Here is a 22,043-nt window from a genome sequence, read left to right on the forward strand (position 1 = left end):
ATGTCCCGCGCTATGTCCCGTTTTCGCATTGAACCTGTTGTCTTCGTCGTCGGTCTCGCCGCCGTGTGCTGGATCGGCGCCGGCTACGCGGTCACGAACCCGCTTGCGGCCGCCGTCACGCTGCTGATCGGCGCGTGCTATGTCACGGGCGCCTGGGAGCTTTATCGCTTCCAGCAGGCCACGACCACGCTCGCCCGGGCCATCGCGCAACTGAACGCGCCGCCCGCGCGCCTGGCCGGCTGGCTCGACACGCTGCATCCGGGTCTGCGCAACGCCGTGCGCGCGCGCATCGAAGGCGAGCGCGTGGCCCTGCCGGGCCCGGCGCTCGCGCCCTATCTCACGGGCCTGCTCGTGCTGCTCGGCATGCTCGGCACGCTGCTCGGCATGGTCGTCACGCTCAAGGGCACCGGCGCGGCGCTGGAAAGCGCCACCGACCTCGATGCCATCCGCGCGTCGCTCGCCGCGCCGGTGAACGGCCTCGGCTTCGCGTTCGGCACCTCGATTGCGGGTGTGGCCAGCTCCGCCATGCTCGGCCTGCTCTCGGCGCTTTGCCGCCGTGAACGCATCGAAGCCGGGCAGCAGCTCGACGTGAAGATCGCGACGACGCTGCGCGCCTTCTCGCCGGCCCATCAGCGCGAAGCCTCGTTCAAGCTGCTGCAGCGCCAGGCCGACGCCATGCCCGCGCTGGTCGACAAGCTCGGCGCGCTGATGACGCTGATCGAACGTCAGGGCGCCGCGCAGCACGAACAGCAGATCGCGACCCAACAGGCCTTTGTCGCGAACGCCGAAGCCGCCTGGAGCCGCCTTGCGGCTTCCGTGGGCCAGTCGCTCAAGTCGAGCGCCGCCGAAAGCGCACGCGCCGCGGGCGCGGCGCTGCAGCCCGTCGCCGAAGCGACCATGGCGGGCCTCGCGCGCGAATCGGCGTCGATGCAGAGCGCGCTCACGCAGGCGGTGCAGCAACAGCTCGAAGGGCTCTCGCGCGGCTTCGAGGCGTCGACTGCAAACGTCGCCGACATCTGGAACCGTGCGCTCGCGCAGCACCGGCAGACCAATGAGGCGCTTGCCGCCGACCTGGGCGGCGCGCTGGAGCGCTTCAACGCAAGCTTCGAGCAACGTGCCTCGGGCCTGCTCGACGGCGTGTCGACGCGCTTCGAAAGTGCGTCCGGAACGATGTCGCAGGCATGGCAGGCGGCGCTCGAACAGCAAGAACGCGCCGGCGAAAAGCTCGCCGCCGGTAACCAGCAGGCGCTCGCCACGGCCGCGGCGGCGTTCGAGCAGCATTCGGCGTCGCTGCTGCGCGCGGTCGATGCATCCCATGCGGACCTGCAGACGAAGCTCGGCGCGCGCGACGAAGCGCGGCTCGCAAGCTGGGCCGAAGCGCTCGCGGCGATGGCCGCCACGTTGCGCACGGAGTGGGAAGCGACCAGCGCGGTGTCGGCACAACGTCAGCAGGAAATCTGCGCGACGCTCGCGCAAACCGCGAACGACATCGCGGCGCAAGCGCAGCAGCACGCCAGCAAGACGATCGCTGAAATCGATCGCCTTGTCGAAGCGGCCGCCGACGCGCCGAAGGCCGCGGCCAACCTGCACGCGGAAATCTCTGCACGCGACGAGCAACGCCTCGAGGCATGGAGCGCGTCGCTTGCCACGATGTCAGCCGCCTTGCGCGAGGAATGGGAAGCCATGAGCGCGGCCACCGCGCAGCGCCAGCAGGAAATCTGCGCAACGCTCGCGCAGGCCGCCAGCGACATCACCACGCAATCGCAGGCCCATAACGCCAGCACGATCGCCGAAATCGGCAGCCTCGTGCAGGCCGCGTCGGCCGCACCGCAGGCCGCGGCCGAAGTCATCGCCGAGCTGCGCCAGAAACTGTCGGACAGCATGGTGCGTGACACCGCGATGCTCGACGAGCGCAACCGCCTGCTCGCCACGCTCGAAACGCTGCTCGACGCCGTGAACCGCGCCTCCACCGAGCAGCGCTCGGCGATCGACGCGCTCGTCTCCACGTCGTCGGATCTGCTCGAGCGCGTGGGCGGCCAGTTCAGCGCGAGCGTCGAAACCCAGAGCGGCAAGCTCGGCGCGATCGCCGCGCAGGTCAGCGGCAGCGCCGTGGAAGTGGCGAGCCTCGGCGACGCGTTCGGCGCGGCCGTGAGCGTGTTCGGCGAATCGAACGACAAGCTCGTGGCGCACCTGGAGCGCATCGAGGCCGCGCTCGACAAGTCGCTCGCGCGCAGCGACGACCAGCTCGCCTACTATGTGGCGCAGGCGCGTGAGGTCATCGACCTGAGCATGCTGTCGCAGAAGCAGATCGTCGAGAACCTGCAACAGCTCGCGAGCCAGCGCGCCACCGCCGGAGCGGATGCGGCATGAACGACGAAATCGACGGCGGCGCGGCCCCCGCTGCACCGGTCTGGCCCGCGTTCGCCGACCTGATGTCGGTGCTGCTGGGCGCGTTCCTGCTGATCCTCGTGGGCGTGGTCGGCATGCAGCTCGAACTGTCGAGCCGGCTCGCCAACGAAGTGAAACAGCGCAAGGCCGAAACGGCGCGCCGCAAGACGCTCGAAGAGGCGCTCGCGGGCCCGCTCGCGGCGGGGCGCGTGACGCTCGTGAACGGACGCATCGGCATTAGCGGCAGCGTGCTGTTCGCGCTGAATTCGGACCAGTTGACCCCGCAAGGCCGCGATCTGCTCAAGAGCCTCGCGGGGCCGCTCACGGCGTATCTGAAGAGCCGCGACGAAATCCTGATGGTGAGCGGATTCGCCGACGACCAGCAGGTGCACGCGGGCAACCGCCGCTTCGCCGACAACTGGGAGCTTTCGGCCGAACGCGCGCTGACGGTCACGCGCTCGTTCATCGACGCGGGCGTTCCCGCGTCGTCGGTGTTCGCGGCCGCGTTCGGCTCGGAGCAGCCGGTGAGCGCCAACACGGACGAAGCCGGCCGCGCGAAGAACCGCCGCGTGGAGATCGCGCCGGTGCCGCGGCCGACCGTCGGCGAGGGCAAGCATGCTCAATGATGCGGAGCGACAGCTCGAACGAACCGCCGCGTCCGACGCCCGCGCCCTGCTCGACGCCTGGCGCGCTCGCGGCGCGGACCAGCTCGACCCGGTGCGCTTTCACTTCATCGAGGCGCTGGAGCGCCGCGCCGCCGCACACGCGGGCGAAGCGCGCCGGCTGATCGATGCGCGCCTCGCCCAATTGCTCGACGCCTTTGCCGACGACCTCGCGCGCGAGGCATCGAAAATCACGCACGGGCTCGGCGACGATACGGCGAGAAGCGAACTGGGCCGCCTCGTCGATTCGCTCGGGCGCGCGGAACCCGCTCAACCGTCGACGCGTGTGCGACACGAGCCAGACCCGGAGCTGGTCGAATACTTCCGGCAAACGTGGTCGCGTGTGCGATCAGAAAAGCAGCTGCGGCAGTCGCTGGACCAGGTGCCCAGAAACGCGGGGCCGCTCAATTCGAGCAGCCTCGTGCATCGCGCGCTCTCGCTCATGCGCGAAGTGTCGCCGGGGTATCTGCAACAATTTCTCGCCTATGCCGATGCGCTTTCGTGGCTCGAGCAATTGAATGCGAGCGAGGGAGTGGCGGCGCCGGTGAAAGAGGCGCCGCGGGCAACGTCTGCGAAGAAAGGCTCGCGCAAGGGGCGTTAGCGCCCTCACCCCGCCTTGCGCCGCTCGCGCACGGCCTGGGCCAGCCCATCGAGCACCGGCGCCGTCTGCGCCCAGCTGATGCACGCATCGGTGATCGACACGCCGCGCTTGAGCGGCACGCCAGGCTTCTGGTCCTGGCGCCCCTCTTCGAGATGGCTCTCGATCATCACGCCGACAATGCGCCTGTCGCCGCCCGCCAGCTGCTCGCCGATATCTCGCGCCACGTCGATCTGGCGCTGCTGCGCCTTGTTCGAGTTCGCGTGCGAGCAGTCGATCATGACCTGCTCGCGCAGCCCCGCCTTCGCCAGCGCCGCGCAGCACGCCGCCACGGAAGCCGCATCGTAGTTCGGCCCGCTCTTGCCGCCGCGCAGGATCACGTGGCAGTCGTCGTTGCCGCGCGTTTCGAAGATCGCGGCCATGCCCATCTTCGTCATGCCCATGAACGCGTGGCTCGCGCGCGCCGCGACGATGGCGTCGGCGGCCACCTGCACGCCGCCGTCGGTGCCGTTCTTGAAGCCGATCGGGCACGAGAGCCCCGAGGCGAGCTGGCGGTGGCTCTGGCTTTCGGTCGTGCGCGCGCCGATCGCGCCCCACGCCACGAGGTCGGCGATGAATTGCGGGCTCAGCAGATCGAGGAATTCCGTGGCCGTGGGCAGGCCGAGCGCGTTGATGTCGAGCAGCAGCTGGCGCGCCGCGCGCAGGCCCTCGTTGATGCGGAAGCTGCCGTCCAGACGCGGGTCATTGATATAGCCCTTCCAGCCCACCGTGGTGCGCGGCTTCTCGAAGTACACGCGCATGACGATCAGCAGGTCGTCCTCGAGCGTATCGGCCTTTGCCTTGAGCAGCTTCGCGTATTCGATCGCCTGGTCGTGGTCGTGGATCGAGCACGGGCCCACCACCACCACGAGCCGGTCGTCGCGCTGCGCGAGCACTTCGGCGATCTCGCTGCGGCTCGTTTCGACCAGCGTTTGCGTCTCCTGCGGCACCGGCAGCTCGTCGAGCAGCAGCGCGGGCGAGATGAGCGGGCGCACGGCGCCGATGCGCGTGTCGTCGATGCGGGTCGTGTCCTGGGTGGCGTCGGCCACGCCGACTTCCTGGTCGTGCTGCGGATTGTCGATACGGCTCAAGATGTTCTCCAACTGCGCTTTTGACGCGCGCATCATGCATGTGTGGGGGATGAATGCGCGATTATCGCATCCGGCGCGCCGGTGGCATCCCGAAACAGCATGCCGACACGTCATCCTGAAACGAAACGAGGCGGCCCGAAGACCGCCTCGCACGAGGAACCGCAACGAGCGCCGCGAAGCTCAGCGCGCCGCGTCCCCCATCGGATACCCCTTGCCCGCGAGGCGCCGCGCGATGCGCACGAGCGCAAACCACTGCTGCGCGAGCAGGCCTTCGCCATAGTTCGCACCGCGGCCGTGCGGCGCGGGCAGCTGGTCGCGAATGCCGGTCGGCTCATGCTGCTTGTTCCACGACGCCGTGCGGAACATCACGTCCCACCACGGAAACAGCACGCCGAAGTTGCAGCCGTAGCGCGTGCCCTCGTGGCCATAACCGATCGCATGATGGCGGCGATGAAACGCCGGGCTCACGACGATGCGCTCGAGCAGCCAGCCAAAGTCGAGCCGCGCGTTCACGTGCTGCACGCTCTGCATGAAATTGCTCACGGCCACGAGCACGACGAACTGCGCGGGCGGCACGCCGATGAAGAGCGAGATGCCCGCAAAGAACGCGGCCTGCACGATGTCGTCGAGGAAGTGATTGCGGTCGTCGCACCACAGCGACATCTGCTGCTGGCTGTGATGCACGGCGTGCAGTTCCCACCACACGCCGAAGCGATGCTGCCAGCGGTGATACCAGTAGCCCGCGAAATCGAGCACGACGAGATAGATCAGGAACGACACGATCGGCTTGTCGGTCACGCCGGGCCAGAGGCTATCCACTTCGATGTTCGGTATGTTGTGGATCGCCATCAGGCTCTGCCAGTGATTGAACACGGGCGTGAGCAGAAAGAAGAACGCGATGTTCAGAATGCCGAGTTTCGCGATCCACGTGTACCAGACGTCGGCGCGCAGCGCACGGCGATCGCCCCAGTCTTCCGCGGGCCGCAGCGCTTCGAGCGGGCGCAGCAGCACATACGAGGCACAGATCTGCAGCACGCCGACGATCACCCAGTAAAGCGCGTCATAGGTGTCCTCGTCGTAGCCCATCAGGCCGACCTTGTAGAAGACCGGCTGCACCACGTCCACGTAGACGAGCGTCTGCAGCCACGAAACGAGGTTGTCGGCCTGCGAAATCAGCGTATCGAGCATCGAGACTCCTCAATCAGTCCGGGTTCGGCGCGTACACCGGCGCGCTGTTCGCGAAGTAGATGCCGTGCGGCGAGCGGCCCACCGCGATCGTGTCGATCAGCTTGCGCGTGTTCAGGTCGATGATGCCCACGTGCTTCGCGAAACGGAACGTCACCCATAGGTAACGCTTGTCCGCCGAAAGTTCCATGTCGTCGGGACCGGGGCGCAGGCCCGTGATGTCGGCGACTTTCGTGAGCGTCGTGTAGTCGAGAATGCTGATCGTGCTCTCGACGCGATTCGAGACGGCAATATGTTTGCCATCGTCCAGATTGCGGAAGTTATGCGCGCCGCGGCCGGTCTGGATCTTTTTCACGACCGTGCGGTTGTGCCAGTCCACCACGGCCACGTTGTCCTCACCCGTCATGCCCACGAGCAGGTACTTGTCGCCCGGCGTCATCCACAGGCCCGCGGGCGTGTTGCCCACTTGCAGTTTCCAGAGCACCGTCTGCGTCGGCAGGTCGATGGCGGCCACTTCGCCCGTGTCCTGCAGCGTGACGAATGCCGTTTTGTTGTCGGAGGCGAACGTGATGTGGCTCGGCGTTTTCCCGAGCGGAATGCGCCTGGCGATCGTGAGGTTCTTGCCGTCGTAGTGATAGACGTCCACGCGGTCGAGTCGCAGGCCCGCGGTCACGAACCATTTATGGTCGGGCGAAAAGCCGAGCTGGTACGGGTCTTCGATCCCTTCCAGGCGGCTTTGCACCTGACCCGTATGCGGGTCGAGGAACAGCAGGTCGTTCGACACCGAATCGGCGACGATGAGCGACTTGCCATCGGGCGTGATCATCAGGTGGTGCGGTTCCTTGCCCGTGGGCTCGGTGCCGACCACGGTGCGGCTTGCCTGGTCGATGAGCGAGAGCTTCGCCTCGCCCGAGTCGAGCACGATGACCTTGTCGTCGGCGTGGGCGAGCGCGCCCCATGCGAGGCCGCCTATCAGCAGCGCAGTCGCGAACGGTTTCTTCATACGGACCGGTGTAAACGAAAAGATCGGGAATTCAGGCATTTCGTAAGGGAAAGAGAGCAGCGAAGGCGCGGCGCGCCGGTTTGTGCTGAGATAGCGCCAAGGCAAGCATGCGGATTGCCTGCTTAACGCGTGAGGGCCCGATTCCGATGACGCACTTTCAACGTATTCACACATGCTCGATGCGTGCCACAGAGCGATGGGCTGCGGCTTCTGACCCCGGCCCGCGCGAGAAGTTGCATGGATCATCGCGCCCGCGATGACGAGGTGCAGCGCGCCCCCGACGGCCTCACACGCAACACGGCCGCAGCGGTACGCGAAGCGCTCGAAGGACGCCGCCGCGGCGTCGCCCTTCTGCTGCCGCTTGCGGGTCCGGCCGTGGTCATCTCGGTGGCCTATATCGACCCCGGCAATATCGCGACCAACATCCAGGCCGGTGCGCGCTACGGCTACGCGCTGCTCTGGGTCGTGCTGCTCGCCAACGTCATCGCCATGCTGTTTCAGGGGCTTTCCGCGAAGCTCGGCATCGCCACGGGACGCAATCTCGCCGAGCTGTGCCGCGACAGCCTGCCCGCGCCGCTCGTGTGGCTCATGTGGGGCGTGAGCGAGATCGCGGCCATGGCCACCGATCTCGCCGAATTCCTCGGCGGCGCGATCGGCCTTGCGCTGCTCTTTCGTCTGCCGCTGCTCGCGGGCATGGCAGTGACGGCTGTCGTGACCTATGCGCTGCTGTTTCTCCAGCGCGCGGGCTTCCGGCCGCTCGAACTGCTGATCGGCGCGCTCGTGGGCGTGATCGGCATTTGCTACGTTCTGGAGCTTTTCATCACGCCGGTCGAGTGGCAGAGCCTGCTGCGCCACCTCGCCACGCCACGCCTGCCCGACGCGCAAGCCGTGACGATCGCGGTGGGCATCATCGGCGCCACGGTCATGCCGCATGCGCTCTTTCTGCACTCGGGGCTCACCCAGGCGCGTGTGCTTGCGCGCAACGACGCCGAGCGCAAGCGCCTCGTGAAGTTTTCTAACGTCGAGGTCGTGGTCGCGCTTTCGGTGGCCGGGCTCATCAACATGGCGATGGTGGTGATGGCCTCCGGCGCGTTCCACCAGGGCTACGCGGATGTCGCCGAAATCGAGACCGCCTACCGCACGCTCGCGCCGCTGCTGGGCGCGGCGGCGGCCAGCATCTTCCTCGTCTCGCTGATCGCCTCGGGCATTTCGAGTTCGGTGGTCGGCACGCTCGCGGGGCAGATGATCATGCAAGGCTTCGTGAACTTTCGCATTCCGCTGTGGCTGCGCCGCGCGGTGACGATGGTGCCGAGTTTCATCGTGGTGGCGCTGGGCGTGAACGCCACCGACGCGCTCGTCATGAGCCAGGTCGTGCTGAGCCTCGCGCTGCCGTTCCCGATGGCCGCGCTCGTGTGGTTCACGTGCCACGGCGACGTGATGGGGTCTCATCGTAACCGCGCGCTCACGGCTGCGGCAGCCGTGGCGGGCGCGGCGGCGGTGCTCTCGCTCAATGTCGTGCTGGTGCTCACGACCTTCGGCGTCGCGGTGCCGGGGCTCGGGTAAGGATCGGCTGGCCGCCGCGCGATGGATGCATGAACGGCCGGTCGGTTTATCGACGACAGGGCGTCTCGCGCGACGCCTCGTTCGCGACGTGCGTGCAAACTCGCGCGAAACCATGCACCATTAGCGTTTTCGCCGCGCCCCGCTCTTGCGCCGGGCGCGGGTTCTGCAACCGCGCGCTAGCGGTCGTGCTCAACCACGTTGCCCGAGCGCGCGTCACCTCCGACCTGCCATGACGAATCAGCCTGCCCAAGCCTTGCCCGAACAGCCCGTCGACATGATCATTTTCGGCGGCGGAGGCGACCTGGCCGCGCGCAAACTGCTGCCCGCGCTCTACATGGCGCACCTGCACGGCAACCTGCCGCCGGAAACGCGCATCATCGCCGTGGGCCGCAAGAACTGGACGATCGACGACTATCGCAAGTTCATGGAAGAACAGTCGCGTCCGTTCATCGACGCGAAAGCGTTCGATGCGCAAGCGTGGGACCGCTATCTGAACCTGTTCCAGTACGTGATCATCGACGTGAACGATCCCGGCAACTACGCGAACCTCAAGGCGGCGTCGCGCGAGCATGCCCTGCGCGTGTTTTATCTCTCGACTTCGCCGGAACTGTTCACGACGATTTGCGACAACCTCACGGCGGGCGGCCTGATCGACGGCAGCTCGCGCGTGGTGCTAGAAAAGCCGCTCGGCCACGATCTCGCCTCGGCGAAGGAAATCAACGAGTCGGTGGGCCGGCATTTCTCCGAATCGCAGATCTACCGGATCGACCACTATCTGGGCAAGGAAACGGTGCAGAACCTGATGGTGCTGCGCTTCGGCAACCCGATCTTCGGGCCGCTGTGGCAGGCGCCGTATATCCGCAGCGTGCAGATCACGGTGGCGGAAACGGTAGGCGTGGGCAGCCGCGCGGGCTTCTACGATCACACGGGCGCGCTGCGCGACATGGTGCAGAACCACCTGCTGCAACTGCTGTGCATCGTGGCGATGGAGCCGCCCGTCTCGCTCGACCCGGACGCCGTGCGCGACGAAAAGCTCAAGGTGCTGCGCTCGCTGCGCCCCATGTCGCTCGCCGATATTGCGCGCGACACCGTGCGCGGCCAGTACGCGGCGGGCGCCGTGGACGGCCAGCCGGTGAAGGGCTATCTGCAGGAAGACAACGTGCCGGCCGACAGCAAGGCGGAAACGTTCGTCGCGCTGCGCGCGCACATCAATAACTGGCGCTGGGCCAACGTGCCGTTCTTCCTGCGCACGGGCAAGCGCATGCAGAAGCGCCAGTCGGAAATCGTGATCGAATTCGCGGACCTGCCGTTCTCGATCTTCCCGAGCGGCCCGCGCAATTACGGCAACCGTCTCGTGATCCAGCTCCAGCCAGAAGAGTCGATCCAGCTGCAGATGCTCGCGAAGGAACCGGGCAGCGGCATGAACATGCTGCCCGTGAGCCTGAATCTCGACCTGCAGCAGGCCATTCCCGAGCGCCGCGCGGAAGCCTATGAGCGCCTGCTGATCGACGTGATTCGCGGCCGTCTCACGCACTTCATGCGCCGCGACGAACTGGAAGCCGCATGGACGTGGGTCGAGCCGATTCTCGACGGCTGGAAGGAACTGAACGACCGCCCGCGCACTTACACGGCGGGCACGTTCGGGCCGGCGGCATCGTCGGCGCTGCTCGCGCGCGAGAACATGTCGTGGGCCGAAGAGATGTAATGTGAAGGGCCGCGGGCGCCGCGCCGCATGCGGGGCGCTCGCAGCATGCTTTTGGCTTTACTGGTCGCCCGAATCTGGACGAAAAAGATCGAAGCCGGCGAATACGATCACACCGCTGAGCGCCATCAACGGCACCGAATGGCGCCCGAGAAAAAGAACCGCGGCCGCAAGCCAGGTTGAAAGACAGAAAGCGCCGATGCGCCGCATGATGCCACTCCCTAAGCTTTAATGCCCTTCTGAAGCGTTGCCGCACATAACGCGTGCCGCGCGCTTTCAGCTCGAGATCAGCCCAACGTCGCGCGCGCCGTACGCAGACGCGACACCGTATCCACGAACGCCTCGCCGCCGAGCGTGCGCTTCAGGCGGCTCGCGACTGTCGCGCTCGCCGCATTGAGCACCTCGCGAATCGCGATGGCCTGCGCCGTGGGCACGATCGCCACTTCGCGGCCATCGCCATCGGTGCGCTGACGCTCCACGTAGCCGCGCGCCTCCAGGCCGTCGAGCACGCGTGTGGCCGTGGGCCGCGCGATGGAAAGCAGATCGGCCAGTTCGCGCTGCGGCAAACCGGGACGCTCCAGCACGGCGCGCAGCATGAAACCCTGCGGCGGCGTGAGCTCGAAGCACTCGAAGGCTTGCGCCCATTCGCGTTCGAGGCGCCGCGCGAGCGCCGTGGTGTTGAAGTAAAGGCAATGATCGAACATGCGCACAGGATAACCCAATATAGTTAGCTATGCAACGATCTACGCCGAATGCTTATACCGGCCTTCTGACCAATCGACGCGCACAGCAGCAGAAAATAGAACGATCGGACGAATTTAGACCGCATCGGCTATGATGCGAATACGCCGCAATCGCCGGGCTGTGTCTGGCCGCCGTACACAACACTCACGGAGACATCGATGCAAATGCGCTGTTACTGCGTTATCCATCATGGCAAACCGCTCGAGCTGGTCGAGCGCGACGTGCCCGAGCCCAAGGGCACCGAGGTATTGCTGCGCGTGAAGGCCGCGGGCCTGTGCCACTCCGATCTGCACATCTGGGAGGGCTATTACGACCTGGGCGGCGGCAAGAAACTCTCGCTCGCCGATCGCGGCATCAAGCTGCCGCTCACGCCGAGCCATGAAATCTGCGGCGAGGTCGCGGCGCTCGGCCCCGACGCGCAAGGCGCGCCGGAAGCACTCGCGGCGGGCACGTCGGTAGTGGTGCATCCATGGATCGGCTGCGGCGCATGCGCGGCCTGCGAGCGCGGCGAAGAGAACATCTGCGCGAAGCCGCAATCGCTTGGCGTGCTGCGCGACGGCGGCTTTGCGGATTATGTGATCGTGCCGCATCCGCGCTATCTCGTGGATCTCGCCGGCCTCGATCCCGTCAAGGCCGCGCCGCTCGCCTGCGCGGGCGTGACGACGTATTCGGCGGTGAAGAAGTTCGGCGCGCGTATCCATGAAGGCCCCGTGGTCGTCATCGGCGCGGGCGGCCTCGGCATGATGGCGCTCGAAGTGCTCAAGGCGATGGGCGCACAAGGCGCGATCGTCGTGGACGTGGACCCCGCCAAGCGCGAAGCCGCGCTTGCGGCGGGCGCGCTCGCGGCCATCGATGCGCGCGCGGACGACGCCGTGCAGCAGATCATCGCGGCAACGGGCGGCGGCGCACGCGCGGTGCTCGACCTCGTCGGCGCGACGCCCACCGTCAAGCTCGCGCTCGACGCCTGCGCGCGCGGCGGCCACGTGGTGATCGTCGGGCTGATGGGCGGCGACCTCACGCTCTCGCTGCCCATCATCCCGATGCGGCCGCTGAGGATCGAGGGCAGCTATGTGGGCACGCTGCCCGAGTTGCGCGAACTCGTGACGCTGATGCGCGAAGGCAAGATGCAGCCCTCGCCCGTCTCCACGCGGCCGCTTACGGAAATCAACGAGGCATTCGAAGCGCTCGTGCAGGGCAAGGTGGTCGGGCGGCAGATACTGGTGCCCTGATGCATTTCATCGCGCGCGGCCTGGTTCGGCGCGCGCGATAGTCAATCGTTCGGAATTCGAATCAATCGGGGCAATCGGCTCATGGTGACGATTTCCCTTCTGCACGCGCAAGCGCCCAAAACGCCCCCTTACGGGCTACCTCCGGCGCTCACTCCATTTTGCAAGCCATCTGCAAGCTTTTGCGGGCCAGATGCGCTTATCGCCCGAATAAGCGCACCGGATGCGCTCAATTCGCGCCGTTGACTGAGCACGAGCTGTCGTAATCTCGACACTGCCGCATTGTCCGTGTCGCCCACGCGTCGCGCCCCGTCTCTTACGATTTTCACTGTGACCATTTCGACGCCCCTCGCGCCCGCCCTCGACGACATCCTGCGCGAAGCCAATGCGCACTGCGAAGCGCACCGCTTCGCCGACGCGCTCGCATTGCTCGAACCGCATGTCGACGGCCAACCCGGGGCAACGGACGACGCCGCGCTCGCGCCGATGCTCAATCTCGCGGCCCTGAGCGCCATGGGCACGGGCGACGCGGCGCGCGCCCAGGCGTTGTGGCAGCGCTGCATCGCGGCAAAGCCCGACTTCGCGCAGGCGTACAGCGGCCTCGCCGCACTCTTTGCGGCGCTCGGCGTCCTCGATCAGGCCCAGGCGCTCTACGAACGGCTGCTGAGCCTCACGCCCGCCGACGCCGACGCACACAGCAACCTGGGCGTCGTCCTGCAGCGCCAGGCGCGTCACGCAGAAGCGGAAGCTGCCTTTCGCGCCGTGCTCGCGGACCGCCCAGATCACGCCGACGCCCACTACAATCTCGGCCTCCTGCTGCAGGGACAAGGCCGCCACGCAGAAGCCGAAAGCGCGTTTCGCGGCGCCGTCGCTGCGAATGCGCGTCATGCGAAGGCGTACAACGCGCTGGGCACACTACTGCGGGACAAGGCGCGCGGCGACGAAGCCGCCGAGGCCTTTCGCCAGGCCCTGCTGATCCACCCGCAGTATCCGGAGGCGCTCAACAATCTCGCCACGCTGCTCAAGGCGTCCGGCAAGCTCACCGAAGCGGAACTCGCGGTGCGCCTCGCACTGCAGATTCGCCCCAATTTCGTCGATGCGCTGAACAACCTGGGTTGCGTGCTCACCGACCTCAAGCGCGTACCCGAGGCGGAGGTGGCTTTTCGCCAGACGCTCGCACTCGCGCCGAATCACGCCGAGGCGCAGTACAACCTCGGCGTCGCGCTGCATACGCTCGAACGGATGCCCGAGGCCGAAACGGCGTATCGCGAGACGCTGCGCCGCCTGCCGGGCCGCGTCGAGGCTTATAACAATCTCGCCTGTGTGCTGATGGCGCTCGGGCGCCGCGCCGAAGCGCTCGAGGTACTACACGAAGCCGTTGCCGTGCGGCCCGATTTCGCCGAGGCGCACTTCAATATCGCGAGCCTGCACAAGGAATACGGCCGGCTCGACGAAGCCGAGGCCGGCTACCGCCGCGCGCTCGACGCGAACCCGGAATACGGCGACGCGAAGTTCCGCCTCGCCACGCTGCTCATCAGCATGGGCCGCTTCGAAGAAGGCTTCGCGCGCTACGAATGCCGCTACACCATGCCCGGCTTCGTGCATCACGCGACGCAACGTCTGCTGCAGTGCCCCGGCTGGCAGGGCGAGCCGCTCGCCGGCAAATCGCTGCTGCTATGGCAGGAAGATGGCCTCGGCGACATGCTGCAATTCGGGCGCTATGCGCGCGTGCTCAAGGCGCAGGGCGCGGCGCACGTCGCGTTCGCCTGCCAGCCGCCGCTGCAGCGGCTCTTTCGCGGCGTGGAAGGCATCGACGCCGTGCTCGACCATGAAGCCGGCGCGGCAGCGGCCGGCCAGTTCGCCTACTGGGTGAGCCCGATCAGCATGCCCCACCGCCTGGGCACGACGCTGGAGACGATCCCCGCGCCTCTCGTTTATACGCCCGAACCCGCGCTCGTCGAGCACTGGGGGGCGCGCCTGGCCACGCTCGCGCCGGGCCCGCGCATCGGCATCGTCTGGAAGGGCAACCCGAAGCATTTCAACGACGCGCATCGCTCGCTGCCCTCGCTGGCCGCGCTCGCTCCGCTCTGGAACCTGCCGGGCGTGCAGTTCGTGAGCCTGCAAAAAGGCCAGGGAGAAGACGAAGCGCAGAATCCGCCCGCGAGCCTGCCGCTGCTGCACCTCGGCACCGACGTGCGCGATTTCGTCGATACCGCGGCGATCATCGCGCAGCTCGATCTCGTGATTTGCGTGGATACGTCCACGGCGCATCTGGCGGCGTCGCTCGGCAAACCGTGCTGGGTGCTGCTGCCGCAGTACGACCTCGACTGGCGCTGGATGCACGAGCGCGAAGACTCGCCGTGGTATCCGGGCACGATGCGCCTGTTCCGCCAGCGCATGAACGAAGCGTGGAGCGCCGTCGTGGAGCGCGTGCGCGCGGCGGGTGCGGAACACTTCGGCGTTTGAAACTTCGCGGGATTTCGGGGGATGAGGAGGCGCTCGCGCGCCTCAATCCCAGATGTTGCGGAACGCCACGGCGGCGATCACCGGCACGCACATCACGAGCGGAATGGCGAAGTACGGAATCTCCAGATCGACGACCCACTTGTAGACGATCCAGCCGATACCCAGCGCGAGCGTGAGCACGCCCACGAGCGCCGTGAGGGTGTTCAGCAGCCACGTGGGCGGCTGCTTGCGCGCGGGTTTATTCTCGGGTGACGGGTTCATGGCGGCGGTGGCGGAAAGCGAAAGCGTCTCGATCCGGAGTGCGGATGGTGGGTATTTTACTCTCAGAGATGCCAGGCGATTGACCCGCGCCACAATAGACATTTGCATGGACATCGCCGCTCGAACCTGAGCAGATCACAGCGCTCGACGCTCCTCTCACCAACATCGCACTCCGACGTCGTTACGGTTAGCCTCGGGCCGTCATGCCCCGGCGCTTTGTCCAGTAGTAGCGCCAGATTTTGACGATCGTCGCATATAGAAAAAGCGTAACGACGAGTTCTGCAATGAGCATCACCGGAATGTAGAGATCGTCCGGATCCCGGATACCCATGCGGTTTGAAACAGATAGCCATACGGAAAGCTGACTCTCAGGCATCCGCAGCGGATACGTATGGACGTAGCGAACGGAAAGCAAAAACAATCCGATAATCAATGCCGCTTTAGCGAGCCTACGGGCAAGTGTCGCCATATGCTATTACCTCGATGGTTCCATATGCGCGAAGTCCCGAGTCACGAGCCGAGACGGCAGGCGTGTGCAACAGAGCCTGCCGGATCCTCGCGAAATCGGCATAACTCGGCAAAGTGATGCAGCCTAACGAGATACCGCGGCCTCCAGCCGGATGCAAGCGGAAGTGTCCGCGCTCTACGCCTTTAACCCACGTGAAATCGTCAATCTTGCCGTCGTCGCGGTAGAGCGCGAACCACTCCGAATGATGGGAAGGGATGCCAGTGACGGTATTCCACGCATCTTTTGTCCAGGTCCAGGCCTGCGATCCGATACCACCTTTAGGCCGGTCCACTATCCAGTATCGACCGGAAGGGATCGGACCGTTGTCCGGAATTGCTGTACATCCTCCCCGGTTACGATATATACCGTTACCCGAGAACGCACTAAACGTTCCGACTCCGCAAATCGCCAAAGGCGAGAAAGGCGCGTTGTTCACGAGGAATTTTCCTTGCAGGGCCATTTGACGCCTCTCCCAATAATCAGCGCTCAGTCCATGCGTCGGTATATTTTATATTTCCATCCGTGTAGTGCCACGTGATGCGATCGTACATCATGGAAACACATTCAACGTGATTCAGCGCCGACGCTTGTGCCAGCTTGATATTAACCATACCGGGATTGACACCAGTGATTTTCACACCCTCCAGGAGCATGATGAAATACACCTCTTCCTTGCCGGCGTCATTGATGCGATACCACTTTATTTCCGCTGATTTCAGCGTTTGCCCTCTTGACACTGCTTTATAAAGATAAGGGCTGGAGGCATCAAATTCCTTCTCTATCACCATCGGCGCATGCGTGCGCCCACCGGTAACTTTTCCGGCGATGCTGTCCACGGGAAGGTTGACTCCGTGACTGAAGCTGATGATTTCGATACTCCCTTCACGACTTTCGACCGTCGACGAGCCCCTGATATCCGCGCCACCATCATCTTTAAGCCATAAATGAGCAGGAATTGGCATATCGAAATACTCCCTGGAAAAGCGAATGAGCCTCGCGCCACAACCGGGCCATTTGAACAGCCATGCGCGATTAGAACGGTGAACCCACAGTTCTACCCGAGGGAAATCTCCTGTGCAATGAAGATGCAATGGGAATTGGGTAAATCGTGCCTTAGCCCGATACAGGTCAAGAAAAAAAGCCTTTCGAGAGAGAATTAATCGAGAGGAAGGGCTGCCGCACCCGCGGTCTTTACCTCCCAGGTAATCGATTCCCTGCCCGGCGCGCCCTATTCTCGCAAGCGTGGACCCACCCTTTCACACTCACGAGACCTGCCATGACCGCCTACGCCATTGCCCATCTGCGCGACGTCGAACCTTGCCCCGCCATCGTCGAATATCTGGAAAAGATCGACGCTACGCTCGCCCCTTTCGGCGGCCGCTTCATCATTCACGGAGGCCGCGTGGAGCGGCTCGAGGGCAAGTTTTCCGGCGACCTCATCATGATCGAATTTGCGAGCCGCGAGATCGCACGCGCGTGGTATCGCTCGAGCGCGTACCAGGCGATCCTGCCGCTGCGCGCGGAGCACTCGCGCGGCGAAGTGTTCCTGATCGATCAGGTCGAGATGCCGCATCGCGCGACCGACGTGCTGCGTCCCGCTCACTAAAACGGCTCGGCGAAATGAAAGCATTTCGTTAGCTCACAACCGGCAGCGAATGCTTTTCGCACAGCACTTTTGTAAAGGAAATTCATCGCCTGCAAACGTTTTCGTGCGTTTCACAATTTTTTCTTCATCGACGGCGAAACTGTGCGCGACCCATCCCCACAGAACGGATGCGCATATGAGAATACGCCGTCCCAACCGCGTGCCGACGACCCTGTCGACCGCGGCGATCGTTGTACTCGCAACCATCATGCTCGATGCATGCGGCCCGGGCTACGGCTCGTCGGCGGCTTCGTCGACGCCGGATCCATCGGAAAGCCAGAGCGCCGCAACGCAATCGCAATCGCCATTGGCGAATAGCGCGCGCATCATGCCGCTGCCGACACTCGACACGAACCCGTCGCCGAATACGTCGGCGAACGCCTCGACAAACACCTCGTCGAACCCGAGCGCCATTCTCGCTTATGGCGCGAACGCGGCAACCGCCGCGAACACCGCGAGCGACCCCGTGCAAGGCGCACAGGCCAGCCTCGCCGCCGACAGCGACCAGGTCACGCCGGTCCTGAGCTACGCGCCTGGAGACAGCGCACAGACCCAGGCCAGCAACGGCAACGATCCCAGCAGTCCCGCAACATCCAGCCATTGAAGCATTGCACCTGCGTGCCCTTGTGCGAGTACGCCGTCGGGCACGACACTCCAACCCCAAGCAGAAAGGTGAGCAACAATGACGTCAAACAGCCGTCGCCGTTTCATGCAGACCGTCGCGCAATCGGGCGCCGCCGCAGCAGCGATGACCGTTCTTCCCGAATCGATCCGCAATGCGCTGGCCATTCCGGCCAATTCGCGCACGGGCACGATCCGCGATGTCGAGCACATCGTCGTGTTCATGCAGGAGAACCGTTCGTTCGACCACTACTTCGGCCATATGCGCGGCGTGCGCGGCTATAACGACCGCCTGCCCATTCCGCTGCCGGGCGGCCTGCCGGTGTGGTATCAGCCGTCGAAGGAAGACGCCACGAAGCCCGTACTGCCGTTCCACCTCGACACGTTCAAGACGAGCGCGCAATGCGTGGGCGACCTCGACCACTCGTGGTACCCGACGCAGTACGCGATCAACAACGGTCTGTACAACCAGTGGCCGCAGTACAAGACCGACATGACGATGGGCTATTACCTGCGTGCGGACATTCCGTTCCACTACGCGCTGGCCGACGCCTTCACGGTGTGCGACAACTACTTCTGCTCGCTGCCTGGCCCGACGCACCCGAACCGCTCGTATCTGATGACCGGCATGGTCGATCCGACCGGCACGATGGGCGGCCCGCTGCTCGACAACAACGACTTCGTGGACGGCGATGTGCCGCCCACGTATCAACTGCTTTCGTGGACGACCTACCCCGAGCGCCTGCAGGCCGCCGGCATCTCCTGGCAGATCTACCAGCAGGGCACGAACGGCAGCGACCCGCTGAACGGCAACTACGGCACCAACATCCTGCAGAACTTCGCGAATTTCATCAACGCGCAGCCCGGCTCTGCGCTCTACCAGCGCGCGCAAACGGTGCGCACGATCGCCGACCTGAAAAACGACGTACTCCAGAACAATTTGCCGCAAGTCTCGTGGCTGCTGCCGCCAGCGGCGTTCTCGGAGCACCCGAAGTACACGCCGGCCTATGGCGCGGAATACACCTCGCAGATCATCGAAGCGCTCACTTCGAACCCCGACGTGTGGAGCAAGACCGTGCTCTTCATCATGTACGACGAGAACGACGGCTTCTTCGACCATATCGTGCCGCCGCAGCCGCCCACGACGTCCACGCAGGGCAAGTCGACGGTGAGCGTGGACGGCGAAATTCACAACGTGATCAACCCGGCGGGCCGCGGCGGCAAGTACACCGCCGACGGCCTGCCCTACGGCCTGGGACCGCGCGTGCCGATGACGGTCGTCTCGCCGTGGACCAAGGGCGGCTTCGTCTGCTCGCAGGTGTTCGACCACACGTCGGTGATCCGCTTCATCGAGGCGCGTTTCGGCGTGCAGGAGCCCAACATCACGGCGTGGCGCCGTGCGGTGTGCGGCGACCTCACCACGTGCTTCGACTTCCGCACGCCCGACGCCACGATGCCGACGCTGCCCGACACGAGCAACTACATGGCGATCGCCGACAACCAGTGCTCGGTCAACTCCGCGCCCACGGTGCCGGCCACGCCGCTGCCGATCGACGCGCAGGAGCCCGGCGTGCGCTACGCGCGCGCGCTGCCCTACGAGCTTCATGTGAACGGGAAAGCCGAAGCGCAGAACAACACGCTGTCGATCACGTTCGCGAACAAGGGCCGCCAGGGTGCGCACTTCTACGTGTACGGCACGAACCGCAGCGACGGCCCGTGGCGCTATACGGTCGAAGCGGGCAAGTCGCTCGACGACACGTGGGACCTTACCGTCACGAACGGCGTCTATGCGTTCGAGGTGCATGGCCCGAACGGCTTCCTGCGCCGCTTTGCGGGTACGGCCGCGCAATCAGGTCCGGGCAAGTCGGGCCGCGCACCGGCGCCTGCCGTGACGGCGCACTACGACGTGGCCAACGGCAACCTCTTCCTCAGGTTCTCGAACGCGGGCAGCAGCGTCGCGCACCTGAACGTGACCGACAACGCCTATGGCGCGCACGAGCGCAACGTAGTCGTGCCGGCCGGCGCGCAAATCGACGAAGTCTGGGTTCTCGCCTCGAGCCATCACTGGTACGACCTCACGGTCACGAGCCGCGACGACGCGACGTTTGCCTGGCGCTTCGCCGGACACATCGAGAACGGCCGGCCGAGCATCAGCGATCCGGCGGCCGTTGCGCCGCTCACGAAGCTGAGCTGAGCCGACGCAAGCCACGGTCTGACGATTTCTTTTCTGTTTCCCTGGTTGCGGCGCCTTCGGGCGCCGCATTTTTTTGCTTTTGCGCAGCGTCTCATAGTGTGGGTTAAAAAGGGTCAACGCACCCTTCGCCTTTTGCACGCCCTGCAGCCTCGGCGATCCAGTGGCACAATGGGCGCTCCGCATTTTCCGGCGCCCGCGCGCATTGCCGTGCGCGCGGCGGGCGCCTGTCGTTGAACCGTTGACAAGGATCGTCCCATCATGAGTTCCAGCGTGAAGCCCTATCCCGACACCCAGATCTACATCGACGGCGCATGGCGCGCCGGCGCGAAGACGATTGCCGTCATCGACCCCGCGACCGAAGCGGAAATCGGCCGCCTGAGCCTCGCCAGCGAGCAGGATCTTTCGGATGCGGCCACCGCGGCCGAGCGCGCCTTCCGCGATTGGCGCAAGGTCTCGCCGCTCGAGCGCAGCAAGCTCATGCGCCGCGCCGCGCAGCTGCTGCGCGATCGCGCGGACGACATCGCCGCGATCATGACGCGCGAACAGGGCAAGCCGTTCGGCGAAGCGAAGCTGGAAACGCTCGCGGGCGGCGACACGATCGACTGGTTCGCCGAAGAAGGCCGCCGCACCTATGGCCGCGTGATCCCGTCGCGTTCGGACGCCGTTCGCCAGATCGTCACGCGCGAGCCGGTGGGCCCGGTCGCCGCGTTCACGCCCTGGAACTTCCCGCTCAACCAGGCCGTGCGCAAGGTGTCGGCCGCGCTCGCCTCGGGCTGTACCGTCGTGCTCAAGGGACCGGAAGAAACGCCGGCCAGCTGCGCCGAACTCGTGAAGGTGTTCGCCGACGCGGGCCTGCCCGCCGGCGTGCTGAACCTGGTGTTCGGCGTGCCCGCGGAAGTGTCGTCGTACCTGATCGCGCATCCGGCGATCCGCAAGATCTCCTTCACGGGCTCGACGCCGGTGGGCAAGCTGCTCGCCTCGAAGGCCGGCGAGCACATGAAGCGCGCCACGATGGAACTGGGCGGCCACGCCCCCGCCATCGTCTTCGCCGACGCCGACGTGCCGCGCGCCGCGAAGCTGCTCGCGAGCGCGAAGTTCCGCAACGCGGGCCAGGTGTGCATCTCGCCCACGCGCTTCATGGTGGAAGACGCCGCGTACGACGAGTTCGTCGAGCACTTCGTCGCGACGACGCGCGCGATCAAGGTGGGCAACGGTCTCGAAGACGGCGTGCAGATGGGTCCGCTCGCGAACGACCGCCGCCTCGCCGCCATGGAACGCCTCGTGGCCGACGCGCGCGAACAGGGCGCGAAGGTGCTGACGGGCGGCGAGCGCGTGGGCCGCGAAGGCTACTTCTTCGCGCCGACCGTGCTCACCGACGTGCCGCTTTCCGCGCGCATCATGAACGAAGAGCCGTTCGGCCCGATCGCGCCGATCTCGCGTTTCTTGAGCTACAAGGACGCGATCGTCGAAGCGAACCGTCTGCCGTACGGTCTCGCCGCGTATGCCTACACGCGTTCGAGCGCGACTTCGGCCGCTCTCTCCGACGACGTCGAAACCGGCATGCTGTCGATCAACCATCACGGTCTCGCCCTGCCGGAAACGCCGTTCGGCGGCGTGAAGGACTCGGGTTACGGCTCGGAAGGCGGCAGCGAAGCGATGGAAGCCTATCTCGTCACGAAGTTCGTGACCGAGCATCGTTGATCGCTTCACGCTGAAAACGCGCGCGCTTCTTCGGCTTACGGCCCGGGAAGCGCACGCGGATATTGCGGCAAGCCGTCCGCGAGCTGCACCCAGGCCAGCTTTTGCGAGGTCCAGCTGTGATTGTCGGGCGGCGCATCATCGGGACGATCGAGCGTGCCTGTCGCGATGTCGATCTCGCCCGCGAACGCCGCGTGCCGGTAGGTGAGCGGCGTGCCGCAATCGGCGCAGAACGCGCGCTCGACAGCGGGAGTCGACGCATGCGTTTTCGTTGCGCCCGCAGCGAGCCGGAACGCACTCCACGGCACGCTGAGCCAGCCGACGAACGGCGCGCCCGATGCGCGCCGGCAATCCACGCAATGACACACCGTGCTGCCAACCGGCGCAGCCGAAATCTGGTAGCGGACCTTGCCGCATAGACAGCCGCCAGTCAGCATCGATCTCTCCTT

General features: G+C 65.5%; 21 protein-coding genes. 11 read left to right on the forward strand and 10 right to left on the reverse strand.

Annotated elements, in window-relative coordinates; genetic code table 11:
- Positions 1-12 precede the first annotated feature (12 nt).
- The 3 genes from AB4Y44_RS25495 to AB4Y44_RS25505 are packed head-to-tail and all read left to right on the forward strand — an operon-like array spanning position 13 to position 3,651.
- Positions 13-2,370, forward strand: coding sequence for a DUF802 domain-containing protein (locus tag AB4Y44_RS25495; RefSeq protein WP_368701202.1), 2,358 nt, complete (start codon positions 13-15; stop codon positions 2,368-2,370).
- Positions 2,367-3,014, forward strand: a complete 648-nt coding sequence (locus tag AB4Y44_RS25500) for an OmpA family protein (protein WP_342918752.1) — start codon at positions 2,367-2,369, stop codon at positions 3,012-3,014. The genes AB4Y44_RS25495 and AB4Y44_RS25500 overlap by 4 nt, the downstream gene beginning before the upstream one ends.
- Positions 3,004-3,651 carry a DUF2894 domain-containing protein gene (locus tag AB4Y44_RS25505; protein WP_368701203.1) on the forward strand — a complete coding sequence of 216 codons (648 nt, stop codon included), beginning with the start codon at positions 3,004-3,006 and terminating at the stop codon, positions 3,649-3,651. Before AB4Y44_RS25500 ends, AB4Y44_RS25505 begins: the two co-directional genes overlap by 11 nt.
- A 5-nt stretch (positions 3,652-3,656) precedes the next feature.
- Here AB4Y44_RS25505 and AB4Y44_RS25510 read toward each other — a convergent pair whose 3' ends face one another.
- The 3 genes from AB4Y44_RS25510 to AB4Y44_RS25520 all read right to left on the reverse strand — a co-directional run bounded on the left by AB4Y44_RS25510 (position 3,657) and on the right by AB4Y44_RS25520 (position 6,966).
- Positions 3,657-4,778 carry a 3-deoxy-7-phosphoheptulonate synthase gene (locus AB4Y44_RS25510; protein ID WP_368701204.1) on the reverse strand — a complete coding sequence of 374 codons (1,122 nt, stop codon included), beginning with the start codon at positions 4,776-4,778 and terminating at the stop codon, positions 3,657-3,659.
- A gap of 180 nt (positions 4,779-4,958) precedes the next feature.
- Complete coding sequence (locus tag AB4Y44_RS25515; RefSeq protein WP_368701205.1) at positions 4,959-5,966, reverse strand: sterol desaturase family protein; 1,008 nt, start codon at positions 5,964-5,966, stop codon at positions 4,959-4,961.
- Positions 5,967-5,979: 13 nt separating this feature from the next.
- A complete protein-coding gene (locus tag AB4Y44_RS25520) occupies positions 5,980-6,966 on the reverse strand; it encodes a beta-propeller fold lactonase family protein (RefSeq protein ID WP_342918748.1) in 987 nt (328 codons plus the stop codon).
- A gap of 237 nt (positions 6,967-7,203) precedes the next feature.
- On the opposite strand from AB4Y44_RS25520, the gene AB4Y44_RS25525 reads away from it, so the two are divergent.
- Entirely contained in the window at positions 7,204-8,529 is a 1,326-nt protein-coding gene (locus AB4Y44_RS25525) for an Nramp family divalent metal transporter (protein WP_342918747.1), read from the forward strand.
- Positions 8,530-8,758: 229 nt separating this feature from the next.
- Positions 8,759-10,234: a glucose-6-phosphate dehydrogenase gene (gene zwf, locus AB4Y44_RS25530; RefSeq protein WP_342918746.1), complete on the forward strand. Its 1,476-nt coding sequence runs from the start codon at positions 8,759-8,761 to the stop codon at positions 10,232-10,234.
- Positions 10,235-10,291: 57 nt separating this feature from the next.
- Here zwf and AB4Y44_RS25535 read toward each other — a convergent pair whose 3' ends face one another.
- Both AB4Y44_RS25535 and AB4Y44_RS25540 read right to left on the reverse strand, forming a co-directional pair.
- Positions 10,292-10,441 (reverse strand): hypothetical protein, encoded by a 150-nt coding sequence (locus tag AB4Y44_RS25535; protein WP_324151143.1) that lies wholly within the window; start codon positions 10,439-10,441, stop codon positions 10,292-10,294.
- A gap of 77 nt (positions 10,442-10,518) precedes the next feature.
- Positions 10,519-10,935: a MarR family transcriptional regulator gene (locus AB4Y44_RS25540; protein ID WP_342918744.1), complete on the reverse strand. Its 417-nt coding sequence runs from the start codon at positions 10,933-10,935 to the stop codon at positions 10,519-10,521.
- Positions 10,936-11,139: 204 nt separating this feature from the next.
- Between AB4Y44_RS25540 and AB4Y44_RS25545 the strand changes: the two genes are divergently transcribed.
- Together AB4Y44_RS25545 and AB4Y44_RS25550 are read left to right on the forward strand one after the other, a co-directional pair.
- Positions 11,140-12,204: an alcohol dehydrogenase gene (locus AB4Y44_RS25545; RefSeq protein ID WP_342918867.1), complete on the forward strand. Its 1,065-nt coding sequence runs from the start codon at positions 11,140-11,142 to the stop codon at positions 12,202-12,204.
- Between the two features lie 327 nt (positions 12,205-12,531).
- Positions 12,532-14,667 (forward strand): tetratricopeptide repeat protein, encoded by a 2,136-nt coding sequence (locus tag AB4Y44_RS25550; protein ID WP_368701206.1) that lies wholly within the window; start codon positions 12,532-12,534, stop codon positions 14,665-14,667.
- 42 nt (positions 14,668-14,709) lie between these two features.
- On the opposite strand, the gene AB4Y44_RS25555 is transcribed toward AB4Y44_RS25550, so the two are convergent.
- The 4 genes from AB4Y44_RS25555 to AB4Y44_RS25570 form a co-directional block, all read right to left on the reverse strand.
- Positions 14,710-14,928 (reverse strand): hypothetical protein, encoded by a 219-nt coding sequence (locus AB4Y44_RS25555; RefSeq protein WP_028206128.1) that lies wholly within the window; start codon positions 14,926-14,928, stop codon positions 14,710-14,712.
- Positions 14,929-15,115: 187 nt separating this feature from the next.
- Positions 15,116-15,397, reverse strand: a complete 282-nt coding sequence (locus AB4Y44_RS25560; protein ID WP_342918742.1) for a hypothetical protein — start codon at positions 15,395-15,397, stop codon at positions 15,116-15,118.
- Positions 15,378-15,896 carry a DUF2778 domain-containing protein gene (locus tag AB4Y44_RS25565; protein ID WP_342918741.1) on the reverse strand — a complete coding sequence of 173 codons (519 nt, stop codon included), beginning with the start codon at positions 15,894-15,896 and terminating at the stop codon, positions 15,378-15,380. The genes AB4Y44_RS25560 and AB4Y44_RS25565 overlap by 20 nt, the downstream gene beginning before the upstream one ends.
- A gap of 19 nt (positions 15,897-15,915) precedes the next feature.
- Positions 15,916-16,398, reverse strand: a complete 483-nt coding sequence (locus AB4Y44_RS25570) for an Hcp family type VI secretion system effector (protein WP_368701207.1) — start codon at positions 16,396-16,398, stop codon at positions 15,916-15,918.
- Positions 16,399-16,712: 314 nt separating this feature from the next.
- Between AB4Y44_RS25570 and AB4Y44_RS25575 the strand changes: the two genes are divergently transcribed.
- The 4 genes from AB4Y44_RS25575 (at position 16,713) to AB4Y44_RS25590 (ending at position 21,597) form a co-directional block, all read left to right on the forward strand.
- Positions 16,713-17,042 (forward strand): DUF1330 domain-containing protein, encoded by a 330-nt coding sequence (locus AB4Y44_RS25575; RefSeq protein ID WP_342918739.1) that lies wholly within the window; start codon positions 16,713-16,715, stop codon positions 17,040-17,042.
- Positions 17,043-17,217: 175 nt separating this feature from the next.
- A complete protein-coding gene (locus AB4Y44_RS25580; RefSeq protein WP_368701208.1) occupies positions 17,218-17,685 on the forward strand; it encodes a hypothetical protein in 468 nt (155 codons plus the stop codon).
- 78 nt (positions 17,686-17,763) lie between these two features.
- Positions 17,764-19,896: a phosphocholine-specific phospholipase C gene (locus AB4Y44_RS25585; protein ID WP_368701209.1), complete on the forward strand. Its 2,133-nt coding sequence runs from the start codon at positions 17,764-17,766 to the stop codon at positions 19,894-19,896.
- A 258-nt stretch (positions 19,897-20,154) separates the two neighbouring features.
- Entirely contained in the window at positions 20,155-21,597 is a 1,443-nt protein-coding gene (locus tag AB4Y44_RS25590; protein WP_342918736.1) for an NAD-dependent succinate-semialdehyde dehydrogenase, read from the forward strand.
- A 35-nt stretch (positions 21,598-21,632) separates the two neighbouring features.
- Here the strand turns inward: AB4Y44_RS25590 and AB4Y44_RS25595 are convergent, their stop codons facing one another.
- On the reverse strand, positions 21,633-22,031 hold the full coding sequence (locus AB4Y44_RS25595; protein WP_342918735.1) for a GFA family protein: 399 nt from the start codon (positions 22,029-22,031) through the stop codon (positions 21,633-21,635).
- Between the last annotated feature and the right edge of the window lie 12 nt (positions 22,032-22,043).

Origin of the sequence: Paraburkholderia sp. BR10937 (assembly GCF_040965695.1) — a bacterium.
Classification (GTDB): domain Bacteria; phylum Pseudomonadota; class Gammaproteobacteria; order Burkholderiales; family Burkholderiaceae; genus Paraburkholderia.

Coding starts and splice junctions, on each gene's coding strand:
- AB4Y44_RS25545 (WP_342918867.1), top strand. CDS start 11,140: ATGCGCTGTTACTGCGTTATCCATCATGGCAAACCGCTCGAGCTGGTC.
- AB4Y44_RS25580 (WP_368701208.1), top strand. CDS start 17,218: ATGAGAATACGCCGTCCCAACCGCGTGCCGACGACCCTGTCGACCGCG.
- AB4Y44_RS25495 (WP_368701202.1), top strand. CDS start 13: ATGTCCCGTTTTCGCATTGAACCTGTTGTCTTCGTCGTCGGTCTCGCC.
- AB4Y44_RS25515 (WP_368701205.1), bottom strand. CDS start 5,966: ATGCTCGATACGCTGATTTCGCAGGCCGACAACCTCGTTTCGTGGCTG.
- AB4Y44_RS25525 (WP_342918747.1), top strand. CDS start 7,204: ATGGATCATCGCGCCCGCGATGACGAGGTGCAGCGCGCCCCCGACGGC.
- AB4Y44_RS25570 (WP_368701207.1), bottom strand. CDS start 16,398: ATGCCAATTCCTGCTCATTTATGGCTTAAAGATGATGGTGGCGCGGAT.
- AB4Y44_RS25520 (WP_342918748.1), bottom strand. CDS start 6,966: ATGAAGAAACCGTTCGCGACTGCGCTGCTGATAGGCGGCCTCGCATGG.
- AB4Y44_RS25535 (WP_324151143.1), bottom strand. CDS start 10,441: ATGCGGCGCATCGGCGCTTTCTGTCTTTCAACCTGGCTTGCGGCCGCG.
- AB4Y44_RS25590 (WP_342918736.1), top strand. CDS start 20,155: ATGAGTTCCAGCGTGAAGCCCTATCCCGACACCCAGATCTACATCGAC.
- AB4Y44_RS25565 (WP_342918741.1), bottom strand. CDS start 15,896: ATGGCCCTGCAAGGAAAATTCCTCGTGAACAACGCGCCTTTCTCGCCT.
- AB4Y44_RS25555 (WP_028206128.1), bottom strand. CDS start 14,928: ATGAACCCGTCACCCGAGAATAAACCCGCGCGCAAGCAGCCGCCCACG.
- AB4Y44_RS25595 (WP_342918735.1), bottom strand. CDS start 22,031: ATGCTGACTGGCGGCTGTCTATGCGGCAAGGTCCGCTACCAGATTTCG.
- AB4Y44_RS25540 (WP_342918744.1), bottom strand. CDS start 10,935: ATGTTCGATCATTGCCTTTACTTCAACACCACGGCGCTCGCGCGGCGC.
- AB4Y44_RS25575 (WP_342918739.1), top strand. CDS start 16,713: ATGACCGCCTACGCCATTGCCCATCTGCGCGACGTCGAACCTTGCCCC.
- AB4Y44_RS25500 (WP_342918752.1), top strand. CDS start 2,367: ATGAACGACGAAATCGACGGCGGCGCGGCCCCCGCTGCACCGGTCTGG.
- AB4Y44_RS25505 (WP_368701203.1), top strand. CDS start 3,004: ATGCTCAATGATGCGGAGCGACAGCTCGAACGAACCGCCGCGTCCGAC.
- AB4Y44_RS25585 (WP_368701209.1), top strand. CDS start 17,764: ATGACGTCAAACAGCCGTCGCCGTTTCATGCAGACCGTCGCGCAATCG.
- zwf (WP_342918746.1), top strand. CDS start 8,759: ATGACGAATCAGCCTGCCCAAGCCTTGCCCGAACAGCCCGTCGACATG.
- AB4Y44_RS25560 (WP_342918742.1), bottom strand. CDS start 15,397: ATGGCGACACTTGCCCGTAGGCTCGCTAAAGCGGCATTGATTATCGGA.